Genomic DNA, 15,118 nt, shown 5'->3' with positions numbered 1-15,118 from the left:
AGCTACAACGCCGGCACCCATTCCCGGGTTAAGTTGAGATCGGCAGGGTGGGTCAAGTTGAGATCGGCGCCGACAGTCCAGGTACGCCTGAATCTGGTCGGCTTGTTCCCTCCCCTCTTCGCTATGACAACGGTTGGTTGCGTCCGTGCCACGGGCGTTGGTCCTTATCCACTAAATAACGAAGCCGAAAGACCCGTGGGCTTGTCTGCTAAGGGAAAACCCTTAAATTCGGGAAATGATGAACGCCAAGGCCCTATTAAAAGCCTCGCTCGGCGTCGGCTCTTTCTTGAAGGCGCCGATGGTTGAAGCGCAGCCCCGCTCCGTTACGGCGCCCCAGCCTGTACTGGTGCCGATTCGTGCGATTGGTCCCGGCGAGCGCGTGCGCATCGCGACGCATCTGCTTGCCCTCGAGCAGCACGATCGTTACTTGCGCTTTGGTTATTCGGCCTCCGACGAGCAAGTGCAGCGCTACGTCGACGGATTGGACTTCGAGCGCGACGAATTGTTCGGCATCTACAACCGTCGACTCGAACTCATCGCCATGGCCCATGTGGCCTTCGCGCCAGCCGGACAACTGAGCGACTGCGCCGAATTCGGCGTGTCGGTCTCGCGCCATGCACGCAGCCGCGGCTACGGCGCGCGATTGTTCGAGCGCGCGATGGTCACGGCCCGCAACGAAGGCGTCGGCGCACTTTTCATCCATGCGCTCAGCGAAAACGCGGCCATGCTCAAGATCGCGCGCAATGCCGGCGCCACGGTGGTTCGCAGCGGCTCCGAGTCGGAGGCTCACCTGCAGCTGCCGGCTGCTACGTTCGATAGCCGAATGAGCGAGATCGCGCTCGACCACTTTGCCGAAGTCGACTTCCAACTCAAGACGCGCGCCAAGCAGTTTTGGGGATTTCTTGCAGGCGTGCAGGAAATCCGGCGTGGCGTTCGCGACGCGCGTGACCGCACGGCGCAGTGAATCTCTGGTGATCGCGCTGTCACGGCGATACCGGGCGCGCGCTACATCCGGTTATCCTTGTCCTTCCCTAACTCCGCCCCGCCGCAGTGGCCGACCCTCACTCTGAACGCGTCCCCGTCGAACGGGAAGACAAACGCAGTTTTCTGCAAAAGCTCGCCGAGTTCATCCATCCCGGACCGGACTCCCGCGACGAGCTGATCGAAACGCTCGCAGATGCCGAAGACAACGACGTCATAGGCGCAGAGTCGCGCGTGATGCTCGAAGGTGTCCTGCGCATGGCCGACATGACCGCTGGTGACGTGATGGTGGCCGCACCTCGCATGGACCTCGTCAACATCGACGCGCCCTACGACACGCTGTTGCACGTCGTCATCGACACAGCGCACTCGCGTTTTCCGGTGTACGAGGGCGAAAAAGAAAACATCATCGGCATCCTGCTCGCGAAAGATCTGCTCAAGCTGCAGCGTGCGCCGGGTCTCAACATTCGCGCCTTGCTGCGGCCCGCCACCTTCGTGCCCGAGAGCAAGGGCTTGAACGATTTGCTGCGCGAATTTCGCGGTAACCGCAATCATCTGGCGATCACCATCGACGAGTTCGGCCGTGTGGCCGGACTCATCACGATTGAAGACGTGTTGGAGCAAATCGTCGGCGAGATCGAAGACGAATTCGATATCGCCGAAGACGAAGGCGACATCTTCGGTCTGGCAGACCACACCTACCGTGTGAGCGGCGACACGCCCATCGAGCGCGTTGCCGAAGCCTTTGGCATCACCTTCGACGAAGAGCAGCTCAGCGAAGACTTCGACACCATCGGCGGCCTGGTCGCGCACGAGATGGGCCACGTGCCGAAGCGCGGCGAGCATCACGCACTCGGCGGGTTCGACTTCGTGGTGCTGCACACCAAGGGCGGCGCCGTGCGCTGGTTCAAGGTCTCACCGGCGCGTGGCAACGGCGCGTCGGATTGAACCTGCCTTGAAGACGCTCTTGCGAGGGCTGGGCTTCGCCGCCGCCGGGCTCGCTCAGTCGCTGTCGATTGCCGCGCCGTGGAGCGGTCAACCGCTGTGGTCTCTGCAGCTTGTTCCAATGGTTTTTCTGGTGTGGCAGCTCGATGCGATCCGCACCGGCAGCGCATCGAAGTCCGCACATCACGCTTTCGGGTTCGGCTGGCTCTTTGCCACGGCCTGGCTTTGCGGCACGTTCTGGTGGCTTTTCATTTCGCTGCACACCTACGGCGGTCTGGCTGCGCCGCTGGCCGTGAGCGCCGTGTTGGCGCTGGCAGCGGCGCTCGCGCTTTACTACGCGCTGGCATGCGGCCTGTTCGTCCGATTTGCGCCGGTCAATCGGTTCGCAGCGGCTGTGCTTTTCGCCTCGCTCTGGACCGCGGCCGAATTGCTTCGCGGCAGCTGGTTCACCGGGTTCCCGTGGGGAGCCATTGGCTATGCGCATGTCGACGGACCGTTGGCCGTGGCCGCTCCGTGGGTCGGCGTCTATGGCGTCGGGGCGATTGCCGCTGCGCTCGCAGCAGCGGTCGCCTCCGCCATGACCGTCATCACAACCGCTACCGTCGGCACGAAGCCGCTGGGTCGCTTGACCTTTCGACGATTTGCGCCGCTCGTGTCCGCCGTTGCTGTTCTGATCGCCGCCTGGGCGCTGGGCGCCTCACGAGACGCCGTCGACACGCCGGAACTGGCTCGCGGCAAGCTCGATGTCGCGCTGCTCCAGGGGAACATCCCGCAAGACGAGAAGTTCGTCCCGGGCGGTGGCGTCGCGACAGCGCTGCGCTGGTACGGCGAACAGCTCAATGACCCGAAAGCCTCGCTCACCATCACGCCCGAAACGGCAATCCCGTTGTTGCCCTCGCAGTTGCCACCGGGCTACCTCGAATCGATCGCCGCGCGGTACGCCACCGGCACACGGGCAGCCATCGTGGGCCTGCCGATCGGCAACGGCACCACCTACAGCAATGCAGTGCTCGGGTTTCAGCCGGGTGCGTCCGCCACGTATCGCTACGACAAGCATCACCTCGTGCCGTTCGGCGAATTCGTGCCATCGATATTCCGCTGGTTCACCGACCTGATGAACATCCCACTGGGCGATTTCAGGAGTGGCGGGCTCGCGCAGCCGCCGTTCGTCTGGCAAGGCCAGCGCATCGCGCCCAACATTTGCTACGAAGACTTGTTCGGCGACGAGATCGGCGCGAACTTTCGTGACGCCGGCAATGCGCCGACCATCCTGCTCAACGTCAGCAACATCGCGTGGTTCGGCGATTCGGTTGCTATCGACGAACACCTGTCGATTTCGCGGATGCGCGCGCTCGAGTTCCAGCGGCCGATGGTGCGTGCGACCAACACCGGCGCCACGGTGGTCATCGACCACCGTGGCCGCGTTGCGCAATCGCTGCCGCGCCTCACGCGCGGCGTGCTGCTCGCCGAGGTCGAAGGACGTGGCGGCATTACACCCTATGCGTGGTGGGTGTCCCGCTTCGGACTCTGGCCGCTCTGGGGACTGTCGCTGCTGATGGTCGCCTGCACGATCGTGCTGCACCGCCGTCGCGGCAGTCAGCGCGGCAACGGCAAATAGGCGGTCGCCTCGACCTCGATCACCAGCGCGTCTCCCGGCAAGAAGCGCGATACCTCCACAACGGTGCTCACCGGCGGCGCACCCGGATAGAACAGTCCGCGCACGCGGTTGTAGGCGGGGTAGTGGCGAATGTCGCGAAAGTACTGCACCAGCTTCACCACGTCGGCCATCGTGCCGCCATGTTCGATGGCCAGCTGGCGGATGCGCTCGAGCACGAACCAGCTCTGCGCGACGATAGGCGCTTCGTAGACGTCGACCGACATCTGGCCGGTCACATAGCCGAGCGGCCGCAGGGCGTCACGCGCGGCTTCGGGAATGTCGTCGTAAGAGGTGACGGCCTGACGCCGCGCAGGGTCGACCGCAACCACGCCGCTCATAAAGACGAAATCGCCCACGCGCCTGGCCGCGGCGTAATTGGCCATCGGCGCACCCATCGTCGCGCTCGCTGTCGTATCGATCATGACGCTCACCGGGGCACCACTGGCCAGTCGCGCAGTTTGCCCGGATTGAGCAGACCATGCGGGTCGAAGCGGTTTTTCATGGCGATGATCTCAGGCGGCAAAGCGCCCCCTGCCTTGCCGTCTTCGACGATGAAGGTGTGAGGGTTGTTGATGCGTACACCGCGTTCCCGATGTATGCGGATGATTTCGTCCAGCCGCTCTTCGTTGGTGAACCGAACCAGTTGCAGCGCGCTGCAGGCGATCAGCCCGTCCAGGTTGCGCAGAAATTCGACATGCATCAGTACCTCGCCGCCGAGCAGGTGCTCCATCTCTGTGATCTGCTCGACCTGCTTGCCGGGCACGAAACTGCTTTGAATATAGGTCAGCGTCTTGTCGACCTTGAGCGCATGCAGCGTGGTGTGGTTCCAGGTGAACTCCATCAGGGTGCGATTGCTTTTTTGCACTTCGGCCGCGCTCTTGCGATACGTGATCGAGCCGGCGTGCAGGGCGGCAAGTTCGTGCATCGCTTCTTCGCTTGATTCGGCGACGAGCGACAGCACCGCGTGGCAGCCCTTCGGCAAATACTCGGCCAACTGCGTCAGATAGTCGGGTATGGGGCTGGCAAAGAAGGCCACTTCGCGCTTGACGATGCCGGGCGCATGCGCCAGTGCATTGCCAAACGCCAACGCCTTGTCGAAGTCTGAAAAAGTGACCAGCGTTTCGAGCCAGGCGTGTACTGGCGCCAAGCCGACTTCGAGCTCGAGCACCAGGCCGTTGGTGCCCCACAGATGGTGCATTCGCATCGCCTCGGCGCCACGCAGCTCGATGATTTGCGGTTCGGCCTCGATCGTCATCGCCCGCACGCCGAGAACGTTGCCCGGCGCCCCGAAAGGGCCGTAATTGATCGAGCCGATGCCGCCGAAGCCACCGCCGAAGAGACCTCCGAGCGTGGCGCTGCGATAGGTCGACGGGATGCAGCGCAGTTCCTGTCCGGTCGGGCGAGTGTGTTTTTCGAGCTCGCCGAGCCGCATCCCGGCCTGCGCCCGAGCGACGCCCGGCCGCACCCACTGCAGCGCGTTGTAGCTCGTCATGTCGAGCACGACGCCGCCGGCCAGTGGCGTGGTCTGGCCGTAGTTGCCGGTACCGCTCCCGCGAATCGTGATCGGCACGTTGCGTTGCACGCAGGCGCTCACCACGGCGCGCAATTCGTCTTCGGTACGCGGCCGCACCACGGCATCGGCGCGCTTGTCCTTCAGCTGGCGGTTCAGCACCGGGCTGAACCAGGCGAAGTCTTGCGACAGGCGCGCGACGCGGCTCTCGTCGGTGATCCAGTCGAGTTCGGGCAGTGCGAGCAGCAGTTGTTCGACAGCGGAAACAGGAGCGTTCATGGTCGTCATTTCAATCTTGAGAAAGTTCGCTGGCGTGCCATGAGCCCAGCGCCAGCTTGCTGAGCCAGGCCATCAGGGCGAACAGCGCCACGCCAGTCAGCGAGATCAGCAGCAGCGCGGCGAACATGCGCGGAATGTTGAGCTGAAAGCCAGCCTGAAGAATTTGGTAAGCCAGCCCTGCACCCGAGCCGCCGGTGCCTGCGACGAACTCCGCCACCACGGCGCCGATGAGCGCGAGACCGCTGGAGATGCGCAAGCCGCCAAAAAAGTACGGCAGTGCGCTCGGAATGCGTAACCGCACCAGTTGCTGCCAGCGCGTCGCCCGATTCAGCTTGAAGTAGCTCTGCAGATCGGGGTCGATGCTGCGCAAGCCGAGCGTCGTGTTGGCGATGATGGGAAACAGCGCCACGAGGGCCGCGCATACCGTCATCGCCGCGGTCGGGTTCTTGACCCAGATGATGATGAGGGGCGCTACCGCCACGATCGGCGTCACCTGCAGCAACACCGCATACGGGAACAGCGCGGTCTCGATTCGCTTGCTCTGCACAAACAGAAACGAGATCAGAACGCCCGCAATGGTCGCCACGATAAAAGATAGCACCGTGATCTTCAACGTGACCAGCAGCGCCATGCCGAGCGGCACCCAGTCGTGCACCAGCGTCTGCATCATGAGGAACGGCGAGGGCACCAGATAGGCCGGCAGCTCCATCGCCGTCACGAGCCATTGCCAGAGCGCGACCAGCACCACGCCCACCAGCAACGGATAGAACACCCGCTGCACCCGCGGTTGCCGGAGCAGGGGCACGTGCCGCAGCGGCACCGCCTTGCGAGCGGGTGCTGCGGGGCCCGCCCGCAAGGTCGGCGACGCGGCGGCAGCCGGAGCCAGCGTGGTCTTGCCCGCAGTCGAAGACTCGCTGATGACCGCGCTCATGGCGCCAGCTCCTCGTGCGCCTGGCTGGCACGCAGCAAGCTGTCTTGCAGTCGCTTGGCGTGACGGCTGAACTGTGGCGACACCATGAAGTCGGCATTGCGCGGATAGGGCTCGTCGATCTCGAACTGTTCCACTACCCGTCCTGGCCGTGCCGCCATCATGATCACGCGGCTCGACAGAAACACCGCCTCGTGGATCGAGTGCGTGACGAAGATCACCGTGAGCTTTTTCTTGCGCCACAGCTCGAGCAGATCGGCATCGAGGCGGTGCCGCGTGATCTCGTCCAGCGCGCCGAAGGGCTCGTCCATCAGCAGGAGGTCGGGCTGCGTGACCAGGCCGCGCGCGATCGACACGCGCATCTGCATGCCGCCCGAAAGTGCCCTCGGCAACGCGCCGGCAAACTTGTCGAGGCCGACCAGCGCGAGCGCCTCGGTCACCCGGCCGTCTGCTTCCTTGCGCGACACGCCCGCCAGGTCGAGCGGCAGCCGCACATTGGTCTGCACGCTGGCCCAGGGCATGAGCGTCGGCGCCTGAAACACGAAAGCCATCTTGCGGCCGCTCGCATCGATTTGCGCCACCGGCTTACGCCAGACCAGCAAGCGACCGTCACTGGGCTCGAGCATGCCCGCCACCATCTTCAGCAGCGTGCTCTTGCCGCAACCCGACGGTCCGAGCAGGGTCACGAACTCGCCCTCGGCGATCGTCAGGTCGACCGGCAACAACGCTTGCGTGCCGTTCGGATACGTCTTTTCGGCGGACAGGATTTCCACCGCCGGTACCTCAGTCGGTACTGCAGTCGTTACCGCTGCCGCTTCAGCTGTAGAGGACATGTCTTTCATTGCCGCACGCGTCCCGTTCAGGGAAGCACCTTGGCATCCTTGACGAAACTGGTGGTGTACGTCTTCGACAGTTCGACCTTGGTCGGGTCGAGCAACTTGGTGCTGACCAGGAAGTCGTAGCTCGCCTTGGCGCGCACGTCGGTTATCACGCCGATGCCCATCGTGGCTGCATCACCACCGGTGACCATCCCCATTTCCTTGAGCTTGGCCACGCTGTAGGCGAGCTGGTCGTCGGTCATGTTGGGGTTGTCTTTCTTGATGAGCGCATTGGCAGGTGCCGGATCGGCGAGGTAGCTTTTCCACCCTTCGGCGGAGGCCTTGACGAAGGCGGCGACCTGCTTGCTGCGGTCCTTCACCGTCTTTTCCATGCACGACACGGTGGTCGCATAGGCGGGAAATCCGAAGTCGCTGAACATCAGAACGGTGCTCTTCACGCCTGCCTTCTGAATGGCGTACGGCTCGGAGGTCAGGTAACCCTGCTGGGCCGTGTTCTTGTCGGCCACGAAGGGCTGAATGTTGAATGTGTAAGGTCGGGTCTGCTCGTCGGTGAGGCCGAACTTGGTCTTGAGCCACGGCCAGTAGCCGCGGTTGGCCTGCGCGCCGATCAGGAGGGTCTTGCCCTTCAGGTCTTCGAACTTCTTGACGTCCTCGTGCGCGATCAGCACCTGCGGGTCCTTCTGAAAGAAGGCTGCGACATTGACCACCGGCACGCCGCCTTCGCGCGTCTGCATCATCTGGATGTCGCTGGAACCCATGATGCAGTCGGCCTGGCCGGCCGCCATCATCTGCGTGATGTTGACCTGCGGGCCGCCCATCTTGATGGTCACGTCCAGCCCGTACTTCTTGTAGGTGCCTTCCGCCACCGCCTGGTAGAAGCCGCCATGCTCGGCCTGTGCGAACCAGTTGGTCATATAGGTGAACGGTTCGGTGGCCTGCGCCTGCGCGGGATTGGCAAAGCCGCAGACAGCCAGCGCGATGGCGCCGGCGAGCGATGCGGAACGGAAAACAATTTGCTTACGCATGGTGTGAACCTCTCGAGCGTGGAAAAAAAGCGGACTTGAAGCGAATCTGCAATGCAAGGAATGCGCCTCAGAGCGCGTGAGCGAGCGGCGCAGCGGAAGGTGCCATCGACGGAGGCGTCGACTGAATGAAGCCCTGCTCGTGGCCGCGGCCCCAGGTCGCCTCTTCGCGCACCACCCAGCGCAATGCGTACAGCTCGGTGAGCGCCTGCACCCAACTTGCCGCCAGCGTGTCGAGAATCTCTTCACCTTGCTCCCGGGTGGCGCTGGTCGGGTCGCCGATCACGCCGCTCGGGCCGAAGTCGCGCGCGGTCCAGGCGCAGGCCGGACGGCCATCGGGCGACAGGAGCTTGATGGGGAAGGGCGGCGGGTAATTGGCCGCCGCATGTTCCATGTGCACGGTGTCGGGCGCCAACGCCAGCATCAACGCTGTTTCGGAATGACCGGCGTGCATCGACAGCCGCTTTTCCTGGTCGCTGATCTGCTTGCTCGACGCATTGGGCAGGCGTGACACGCCGTGCGGAACCACCACGAAGTCGCCATGGCGCAAGCGCAGTTCGCGCGCTGCCATTTCCAGCACTTGCGGCTGGCCGCCGTGGCCGTTGGCGAACAGCAGCTTGCGAAAACCGGAGCGGTACACCGACTCGCCGATCTCGGTCACCGTGGCGAGCAGCGTCGGGCCCGTCAGCGTCATGGTGCCGGGAAAGTGAAGGTGCTCTTCCGACTTGCCATAGGTGATGGTGGGCAGCGCGAAGGCGCGCACCTCGGCGGGCAGGCGCTCCAGCGCCTTGCCCATCACGCCCGACGAGATCACGCTGTCGACCGAGCAGGGCAGGTGCGGCCCGTGCTGCTCGATGGCGCCGCAAGGCAGCACGATGACCGTGTTCTCGCGGTCCGGCAGCGCATTGATCTGGGTCCAGCTCAGGTAGGGCAGGAAGCGATGGGGAGGGATGTAGCCGTGCAGCATGGTGACTGTCCTGGTGTCGAAAATTTGAAGAAGGGCGTGCGATCTCGGAACGTTGCAAGCCTCAGGCGAAGCGAGCCATAGCGCTGCCGACCCGCGCCATGAAGCGCTTGAGTTGAGGCTCGGTCGCCACGTTCATGTGGTAGTGGGCGTGGTAGTCGATGCGTGCCTGCTGGCCGGTCAGCCGCTTCATGTAGCGCGTGACGATCCTGCGTGGCGGATCGCCCATGTACCATGCGACCCAGCGAGGCCGTCCGTAAGTCACGACGGCCGAAATCCGCTTGATGTGGGTCAGCATCGGCTTCACGTTGGCCGGATCGCTGATGTCGAAGGCCACTCCCGGCATGAAGAGCCGGTCGAAGTAACCCTTCAGCATGGCCGGCAGACCAAAGCACCAGGTCGGGAAACAGAAAACGATGGCCTCGGCCCACTGCAGTCGCTCGACGTAGCGCTTGAGCGGCAATTGGTTGCTCGGCACCTCGTGATAGCCGAGTCGCTCTTCGCGCGACAACACCGGATCGAACCGCTCGGCATACAGATCGCAGTCATCGACTTCGTGCCCGCCTGCGCGCAGATTCTTCAGAACCTCCTGGTGCAGGGCCGCATGAAAGCTGGTTTCGACTGGGTGGCAATAGACGACAAGCACGCGCATGGTGAATTTGACCGATTAATCAGAGCAATCGGTCAGGTTTACGCAAACACCGTGCCAGGATGGGCGCACCGAAGCGGGGCAAGCGCCGGGCTGACGAGCCCCCAAGTCCCGGGGCTTTAAGTCTCGTTCAGGCCGCAACCGTGCAAGACGAACGCCACCAGCTCGCGCGCGATCGGCTCCCGATCGATCGGCGCATCTGGCGGCAGGCCCAGCATCACGCGCGTTTGCAGTGCGTAGTCGGCATAGCTTTGAGTCATCGCCCAGATGTGCATCAGCAGCAGCCGTGCATCGAGTGGGCGCATCTGGCCGCGTGCGATCCAGCCGTTGATGATGTCGACCTTTTTTTGCGTCCAGGCCCGGGCGTTGGGCCAGTAGCGATCGAGATTGCGCCCGCCATCGAGCACCTCGCGCGTGAAGATGCGCGAGATTTCCGGATTGTCGAAGGCGTGGTCGAGCTTCTTGCGGATGTAGTCGCCGAGCACCGGCCCCGGGTCCTTGGCATGGTCCTCGAAAGCGAACACCACCTTCCAGTCGTGCAGCACCTGCATCAACAGCTCTTCGTACAACTCTTCCTTGCCGGCGATGTAGTAATGCAACTGGGGCTTGGTCAGCCCGGCGCGCGCCGCGATGGCTTGCGTCGACGTGCCCTTGAGTCCGTGCAGGCTGAACTCGGCCACCGCCGCTCCGCGAATCGCCGACATGATCCGCTCGCGTCCCGGCCGCGCACGCGACAGCGGGCCTTCGGGCGCAGGCATCTGCTGCGTGCCGACGGCGGTTGAATTGGCAATTTCCGGGTTCATGGGGATGGTGGCTGCGGCCTGACCTCGGCGATGGTAAACCCTCGATCGATCGGTCGGTGCCACGCATGACGGCATGCGACGCCGGCATGGGCCGCGCGCGCCATCGGCACGCTTTCCCTATCGCTTTGGCCGTCAAATCTGCTTCGCAACCCTGCAACGTCCAAGGAGCCAACTCATGTACCTGTCTTCCCGAATTCGTGCCTTCGCGGCCGGCACTGCGCTGCTCGCCGCCAGCGCGCTTGTCCAGGCCCAGGCACTCCCCAACGTCGTGATACTCGCCACCGGCGGCACCATCGCCGGGGCGGGTGCATCGGCCGTCAACAGCGCGACCTACGCGGCGGCCAAGGTCGGCGTCGACAAGCTCATCGCCGGTTTGCCGGAACTGTCGAAGATCGCCAATGTTCGTGGCGAACAGGTCTTCCAGGTGGCTTCCGAAAGCCTCACCAACGAGAACCTGGTCACGCTCGCCAAGCGCGTGTCGGCGCTGTCCAAGCAAGCCGATGTCGATGGCATCGTCATCACGCACGGCACCGACACGGTGGAAGAAACGGCGTACTTCCTGACGCTGACCGTCCACACCAACAAGCCGATCGTGATGGTCGCCTCGATGCGTCCGGGCACCGCGCTGTCGGCCGATGGCGCGCTCAACCTGTACGACGCAGTCAGCGTGGCGGGCAGCAAGGACGCGATGGGCAAGGGCGTGTTGCTGACCATGAACGACAGCATCGAAAGCGGTCGTGACGTCAGCAAGAACTTCAACATCAAGCCGAGCGCTTTCGTCAGCCAATGGGGCTCGCTCGGCATGGTGGTCGAAGGCAAGAACTACTGGTTCCGCGCGCCGGTCAAGCGCCACACGATGAACTCCGAGTTCGACATCGACGCCATCACGACGATCCCCAATGTCGAGATCGCCATGGGTTACGAAGGCGTGTCGCCGACCGCCATCGAGGCGCTCGGGAAGAGCGGAATCAAGGCGCTGATCCACGGCGGTCCGGGCAACGGCTCGGTGGCCGATCGCATCGTGCCGTACCTGCAGAAGGTGCGCTCCGACGGCATCGTCGTGATCCGCTCTTCGCGCGTGCCCGATGGCTTCGTGATCCGCAATGCCGAGCAGCCGGACGACAAGTACGACTGGGTCGTCGCGCACGACCTGCGCCCGCAGAAGGCGCGCATCCTGGCGATGGTGGCAATGACCAAGACCACGGACACCAAGGAATTGCAGCGCATCTTCTGGGAGTATTAGCTCGCCCCCCAGGTTGCTGTGCACTTCGTGTCACAGCGCCCACTCCCCTGACCGGGGGCGACACCAGCAGTCCGGCGAAGCCGGTCCTGCGGTGTCTTTGACAAATGCGGGATGGACGAAGCCGTAGCGCAACTGCGCTGCGGCTTTTTGCTTGGCGGGCGCGGTTTGGCCCGGCCCGTAAAATCTGTGGCTGCTTGCGCAACCGCGCGGGGCGCCTCGGTTCTACATGCTGACCTTCCAACAAATCATTCTCAAACTGCAGTCGTACTGGGCCGACCAGGGCTGTGCGTTGCTTCAGCCGCTCGACATGGAAGTCGGTGCCGGTACCTCGCACACCGCCACGTTTTTGCGGGCGCTCGGGCCGGAGCCATGGAAGGCCGCGTACGTGCAGCCGAGCCGGCGGCCGAAGGACGGTCGATACGGCGAAAACCCGAATCGGCTGCAGCACTATTACCAGTACCAGGTCGTGCTGAAGCCGGCCCCGTCGAACATCCTCGAGCTGTACTTGGGCTCGCTGACCGCTCTCGGCTTCGACCTGAAAAAAAACGACATTCGCTTCGTCGAGGACGATTGGGAAAACCCGACGCTCGGTGCCTGGGGCCTGGGCTGGGAGGTCTGGCTCAACGGCATGGAGGTGACGCAGTTCACCTACTTCCAGCAGGTCGGCGGCATCGACTGCAAGCCGATCACCGGCGAGATCACCTATGGGCTGGAGCGGCTTGCGATGTACCTGCAAGGCGTCGACAACGTCTACAACCTGACATGGACCGATGGCTTGACCTACGGCGATGTTTACAAGCAGAACGAGGTCGAACAGTCGACCTATAACTTCGAGCACAGCGACGCGGACTTTTTGTTCACCGCATTCGACGCGCACGAAAAGCAGGCGAAACATCTGATGACCGAACAGCTCGCGCTGCCGGCTTACGAGCAAGTACTCAAAGCCGCACACAGCTTTAATTTGCTCGACGCGCGCGGCGCCATCAGCGTGACCGAACGCGCGGCCTACATCGGCCGCATTCGCAACCTCGCGCGCAGCGTGGCGCAGAGTTATTACGAGAGTCGCGAGCGTCTCGGTTTTCCGATGGCGCCGCGCGAATGGGTCGCGCAGATGCCCGTCCTGAAGAAGGCGGCCTGAGCAATGAGTGCTGACAACAAACGCAATCTGCTCGTCGAACTGTTCGTCGAGGAGCTGCCGCCGAAAGTATTGAAGAAGCTTGGCGATGCGTTCGCAGGCGTGCTGCGCGATCAACTGGTCTTGCAGGGCTTGGCGGAGGCAGCTTCGACCCTGACGGCTTACGCCTCGCCGCGCCGCCTTGCTGCGCATTTGACGCAGGTGGCCGCGGTGGCCGCCGACAAGGCTGTCTCGCAGAAGCTGATGCCGGTCGCGGTCGGCATCGATGCCGCGGGCAATGCCACACCGGCCCTGCTGAAGCGCCTCGCCGCGTTGGGCGCCGACGCGTCTGCCGTGGCGGGATTGAAGCGCGCGGTCGACGGCAAGGCCGAAGCGCTGTTCTACGAAAGCACCGCCAAAGGTGCGAGCCTGGCCGAAGGTCTGCAAAAGGCACTGGCCGAAGCGATCGCCAAGCTGCCGATCCCCAAGGTCATGAGCTACCAGCTAAAAGAAGGCAGCGCGATGCCCGGCTGGACCAGCGTCAGCTTCGTGCGCCCCGCGCATGGACTGGTGGCGTTGCACGGCGCGGATGTGGTCGCCATAGAAGCGCTCGGCCTCAAGTCCGGTCGCGACACGCATGGCCATCGCTTCGAAGCCTCGGCCGATCCGGTTGTCTTGCGTGATGCCGACAGCTATGCGCAACAGTTGGCCGAAGAAGGCGCGGTCATCGCCGGCTTCGACCAGCGCCGCGCCGAGATCGAGCGACAACTCGCCGCAGCGGCCGTCAAGGTCGGCAGCGACTCGGTGCCGATCGACGACGATGCGCTGCTCGATGAAGTGACGGCCCTGGTCGAGCGGCCGAACGTGCTGGTCTGCAGCTTCGAGCCGGAGTTTCTCGACGTACCGCAAGAGTGCCTCATCCTCACGATGAAGGCCAACCAGAAGTACTTTCCGCTGCTCGATGGCGCCGGCAAGTTGACGAACAAGTTTCTCGTCGTCAGCAACATCAGCCCGGACGACACGAGCGCGGTGGTGCAAGGCAACGAGCGCGTGATTCGCCCGCGCCTGGCCGACGCCAAGTTCTTCTTCGACCAGGATCGCAAGAAATCACTGGCGTCGCGCGTCGAGTCGCTGGGCAAGGTGATCTATCACAACAAGCTCGGGACGCAGGGCGAGCGAGTCGTGCGCGTAATGCAGATCGCGGAGGGCATCGCCCAGCTGCTCGCTGCATCGACCGGCGACGCCACGCTGCCGGCGCGCGCGGTGCAGGCCGCCCAATTGGCCAAGGCCGATCTGGTCACCGACATGGTCGGCGAGTTCCCCGAGTTGCAAGGCACGATGGGGCGCTATTACGCGCTGCACGACGGACTCGACGCATCGGTGGCAGACGCCATCGAAGACCACTACAAGCCGCGCTTCGCCGGCGACACTTTGCCGCGTGGCGATGTGGGCGTGGTGGTCGCGTTGGCGGACAAGCTGGAGACGTTGGTCGGCATGTTCGGGATCGGTAATTTGCCAACGGGTGATCGCGATCCGTTCGCGCTGCGGCGGCATGCGTTGGGTGTCGGACGCATGTTGGTCGAGCGCGCATTGCCGTTGCACTTCTACGAATTGACGCGGCTCGCATTCGCTGCATTCAAGCCCGGCTTGCTCGAGGACCGATCGGTCGAGTTGGACCAATTCATCATCGAACGGCTCAAGGGCTACTTCAGGGATGAAGGCTATACGGCGGTCGAAGTCGACGCCGCGCTGCACGCGCACAAGCTCGGCGAGTGGTCGACCATTCCCGCTCGACTCGCCGCCGTCCGCTCCTTCGCCGCGCTGCCTGAGGCCCCCGCACTTGCCGCCGCCAACAAGCGCATCGGCAACATCCTGAAGAAGGCGCCCGACGCAGACGCGCACGTCAGCGAGTTGTTGCTGCAGGAGCCCGCAGAAAAGGCGCTCTACGCCGCCATGGCAAACGTTGTCCCGGCAGCCAACGCCCAGTTCGATGCAGGCGACTACACCGCGTCATTGCAGACGCTGGCCGCGCTGCGCGCGCCGGTCGATGCCTTCTTCGACGGCGTGATGGTCAACGCCGAGCAAGCCGACCTGCGCCTCAACCGGCTCGGCCTGTTGAAGTCGTTGCACGAGGCAATGAACCGGGTGGCGCAACTGGAACGGCTGGCGGCGTAAGGCCGAGCG

Annotated in this window: 14 protein-coding genes; 6 read left to right on the top strand and 8 right to left on the bottom strand. The window is 63.8% G+C overall.

What is annotated here, in order from left to right; translation table 11 throughout:
- Positions 1-235: 235 nt before the first annotated feature.
- The 3 genes from QN413_RS06565 to lnt all read left to right on the top strand — a co-directional run bounded on the left by QN413_RS06565 (position 236) and on the right by lnt (position 3,544).
- Complete coding sequence (locus QN413_RS06565; protein WP_323495809.1) at positions 236-964, top strand: GNAT family N-acetyltransferase; 729 nt, start codon at positions 236-238, stop codon at positions 962-964.
- A gap of 86 nt (positions 965-1,050) precedes the next feature.
- Positions 1,051-1,929: an HlyC/CorC family transporter gene (locus tag QN413_RS06560; protein WP_187053183.1), complete on the top strand. Its 879-nt coding sequence runs from the start codon at positions 1,051-1,053 to the stop codon at positions 1,927-1,929.
- Between the two features lie 7 nt (positions 1,930-1,936).
- Positions 1,937-3,544, top strand: coding sequence for an apolipoprotein N-acyltransferase (lnt, locus tag QN413_RS06555; protein ID WP_323495808.1), 1,608 nt, complete (start codon positions 1,937-1,939; stop codon positions 3,542-3,544).
- Here the strand turns inward: lnt and QN413_RS06550 are convergent.
- The 8 genes from QN413_RS06550 to QN413_RS06515 all read right to left on the bottom strand — a co-directional run bounded on the left by QN413_RS06550 (position 3,523) and on the right by QN413_RS06515 (position 10,532).
- On the bottom strand, positions 3,523-4,005 hold the full coding sequence (locus tag QN413_RS06550; RefSeq protein WP_323495806.1) for a RidA family protein: 483 nt from the start codon (positions 4,003-4,005) through the stop codon (positions 3,523-3,525). The two genes, lnt and QN413_RS06550, sit on opposite strands and share 22 nt — an antisense overlap.
- A 5-nt stretch (positions 4,006-4,010) precedes the next feature.
- Entirely contained in the window at positions 4,011-5,372 is a 1,362-nt protein-coding gene (locus tag QN413_RS06545; protein WP_323495805.1) for an FAD-binding oxidoreductase, read from the bottom strand.
- A gap of 10 nt (positions 5,373-5,382) precedes the next feature.
- Entirely contained in the window at positions 5,383-6,186 is an 804-nt protein-coding gene (locus QN413_RS06540) for an ABC transporter permease (protein WP_323495823.1), read from the bottom strand.
- Positions 6,187-6,299: 113 nt separating this feature from the next.
- On the bottom strand, positions 6,300-7,133 hold the full coding sequence (locus QN413_RS06535; RefSeq protein ID WP_323495804.1) for an ABC transporter ATP-binding protein: 834 nt from the start codon (positions 7,131-7,133) through the stop codon (positions 6,300-6,302).
- Positions 7,134-7,159: 26 nt separating this feature from the next.
- Positions 7,160-8,164: an ABC transporter substrate-binding protein gene (locus QN413_RS06530; RefSeq protein WP_323495802.1), complete on the bottom strand. Its 1,005-nt coding sequence runs from the start codon at positions 8,162-8,164 to the stop codon at positions 7,160-7,162.
- A gap of 67 nt (positions 8,165-8,231) precedes the next feature.
- A complete protein-coding gene (locus tag QN413_RS06525) occupies positions 8,232-9,128 on the bottom strand; it encodes a creatininase family protein (protein ID WP_323495801.1) in 897 nt (298 codons plus the stop codon).
- Positions 9,129-9,189: 61 nt separating this feature from the next.
- Positions 9,190-9,777, bottom strand: a complete 588-nt coding sequence (locus QN413_RS06520) for an NAD(P)H-dependent oxidoreductase (protein ID WP_187053177.1) — start codon at positions 9,775-9,777, stop codon at positions 9,190-9,192.
- Positions 9,778-9,893: 116 nt separating this feature from the next.
- Positions 9,894-10,532 (bottom strand): TetR/AcrR family transcriptional regulator, encoded by a 639-nt coding sequence (locus QN413_RS06515; RefSeq protein ID WP_416352149.1) that lies wholly within the window; start codon positions 10,530-10,532, stop codon positions 9,894-9,896.
- A 220-nt stretch (positions 10,533-10,752) separates the two neighbouring features.
- Between QN413_RS06515 and QN413_RS06510 the strand changes: the two genes are divergently transcribed.
- From QN413_RS06510 to glyS, 3 genes are all read left to right on the top strand, one after another.
- Positions 10,753-11,820 carry a type II asparaginase gene (locus QN413_RS06510; protein ID WP_323495799.1) on the top strand — a complete coding sequence of 356 codons (1,068 nt, stop codon included), beginning with the start codon at positions 10,753-10,755 and terminating at the stop codon, positions 11,818-11,820.
- A gap of 226 nt (positions 11,821-12,046) precedes the next feature.
- Positions 12,047-12,958: a glycine--tRNA ligase subunit alpha gene (glyQ, locus tag QN413_RS06505; RefSeq protein ID WP_323495798.1), complete on the top strand. Its 912-nt coding sequence runs from the start codon at positions 12,047-12,049 to the stop codon at positions 12,956-12,958.
- Positions 12,959-12,961: 3 nt separating this feature from the next.
- On the top strand, positions 12,962-15,109 hold the full coding sequence (glyS, locus tag QN413_RS06500) for a glycine--tRNA ligase subunit beta (protein WP_323495797.1): 2,148 nt from the start codon (positions 12,962-12,964) through the stop codon (positions 15,107-15,109).
- Positions 15,110-15,118: the final 9 nt, after the last annotated feature.

It is taken from the genome of Variovorax sp. LG9.2, assembly GCF_035018885.1.
Classification (GTDB): Bacteria; Pseudomonadota; Gammaproteobacteria; order Burkholderiales; family Burkholderiaceae_C; genus Variovorax.
This window is presented reverse-complemented; position numbering and strand designations above follow the sequence as displayed.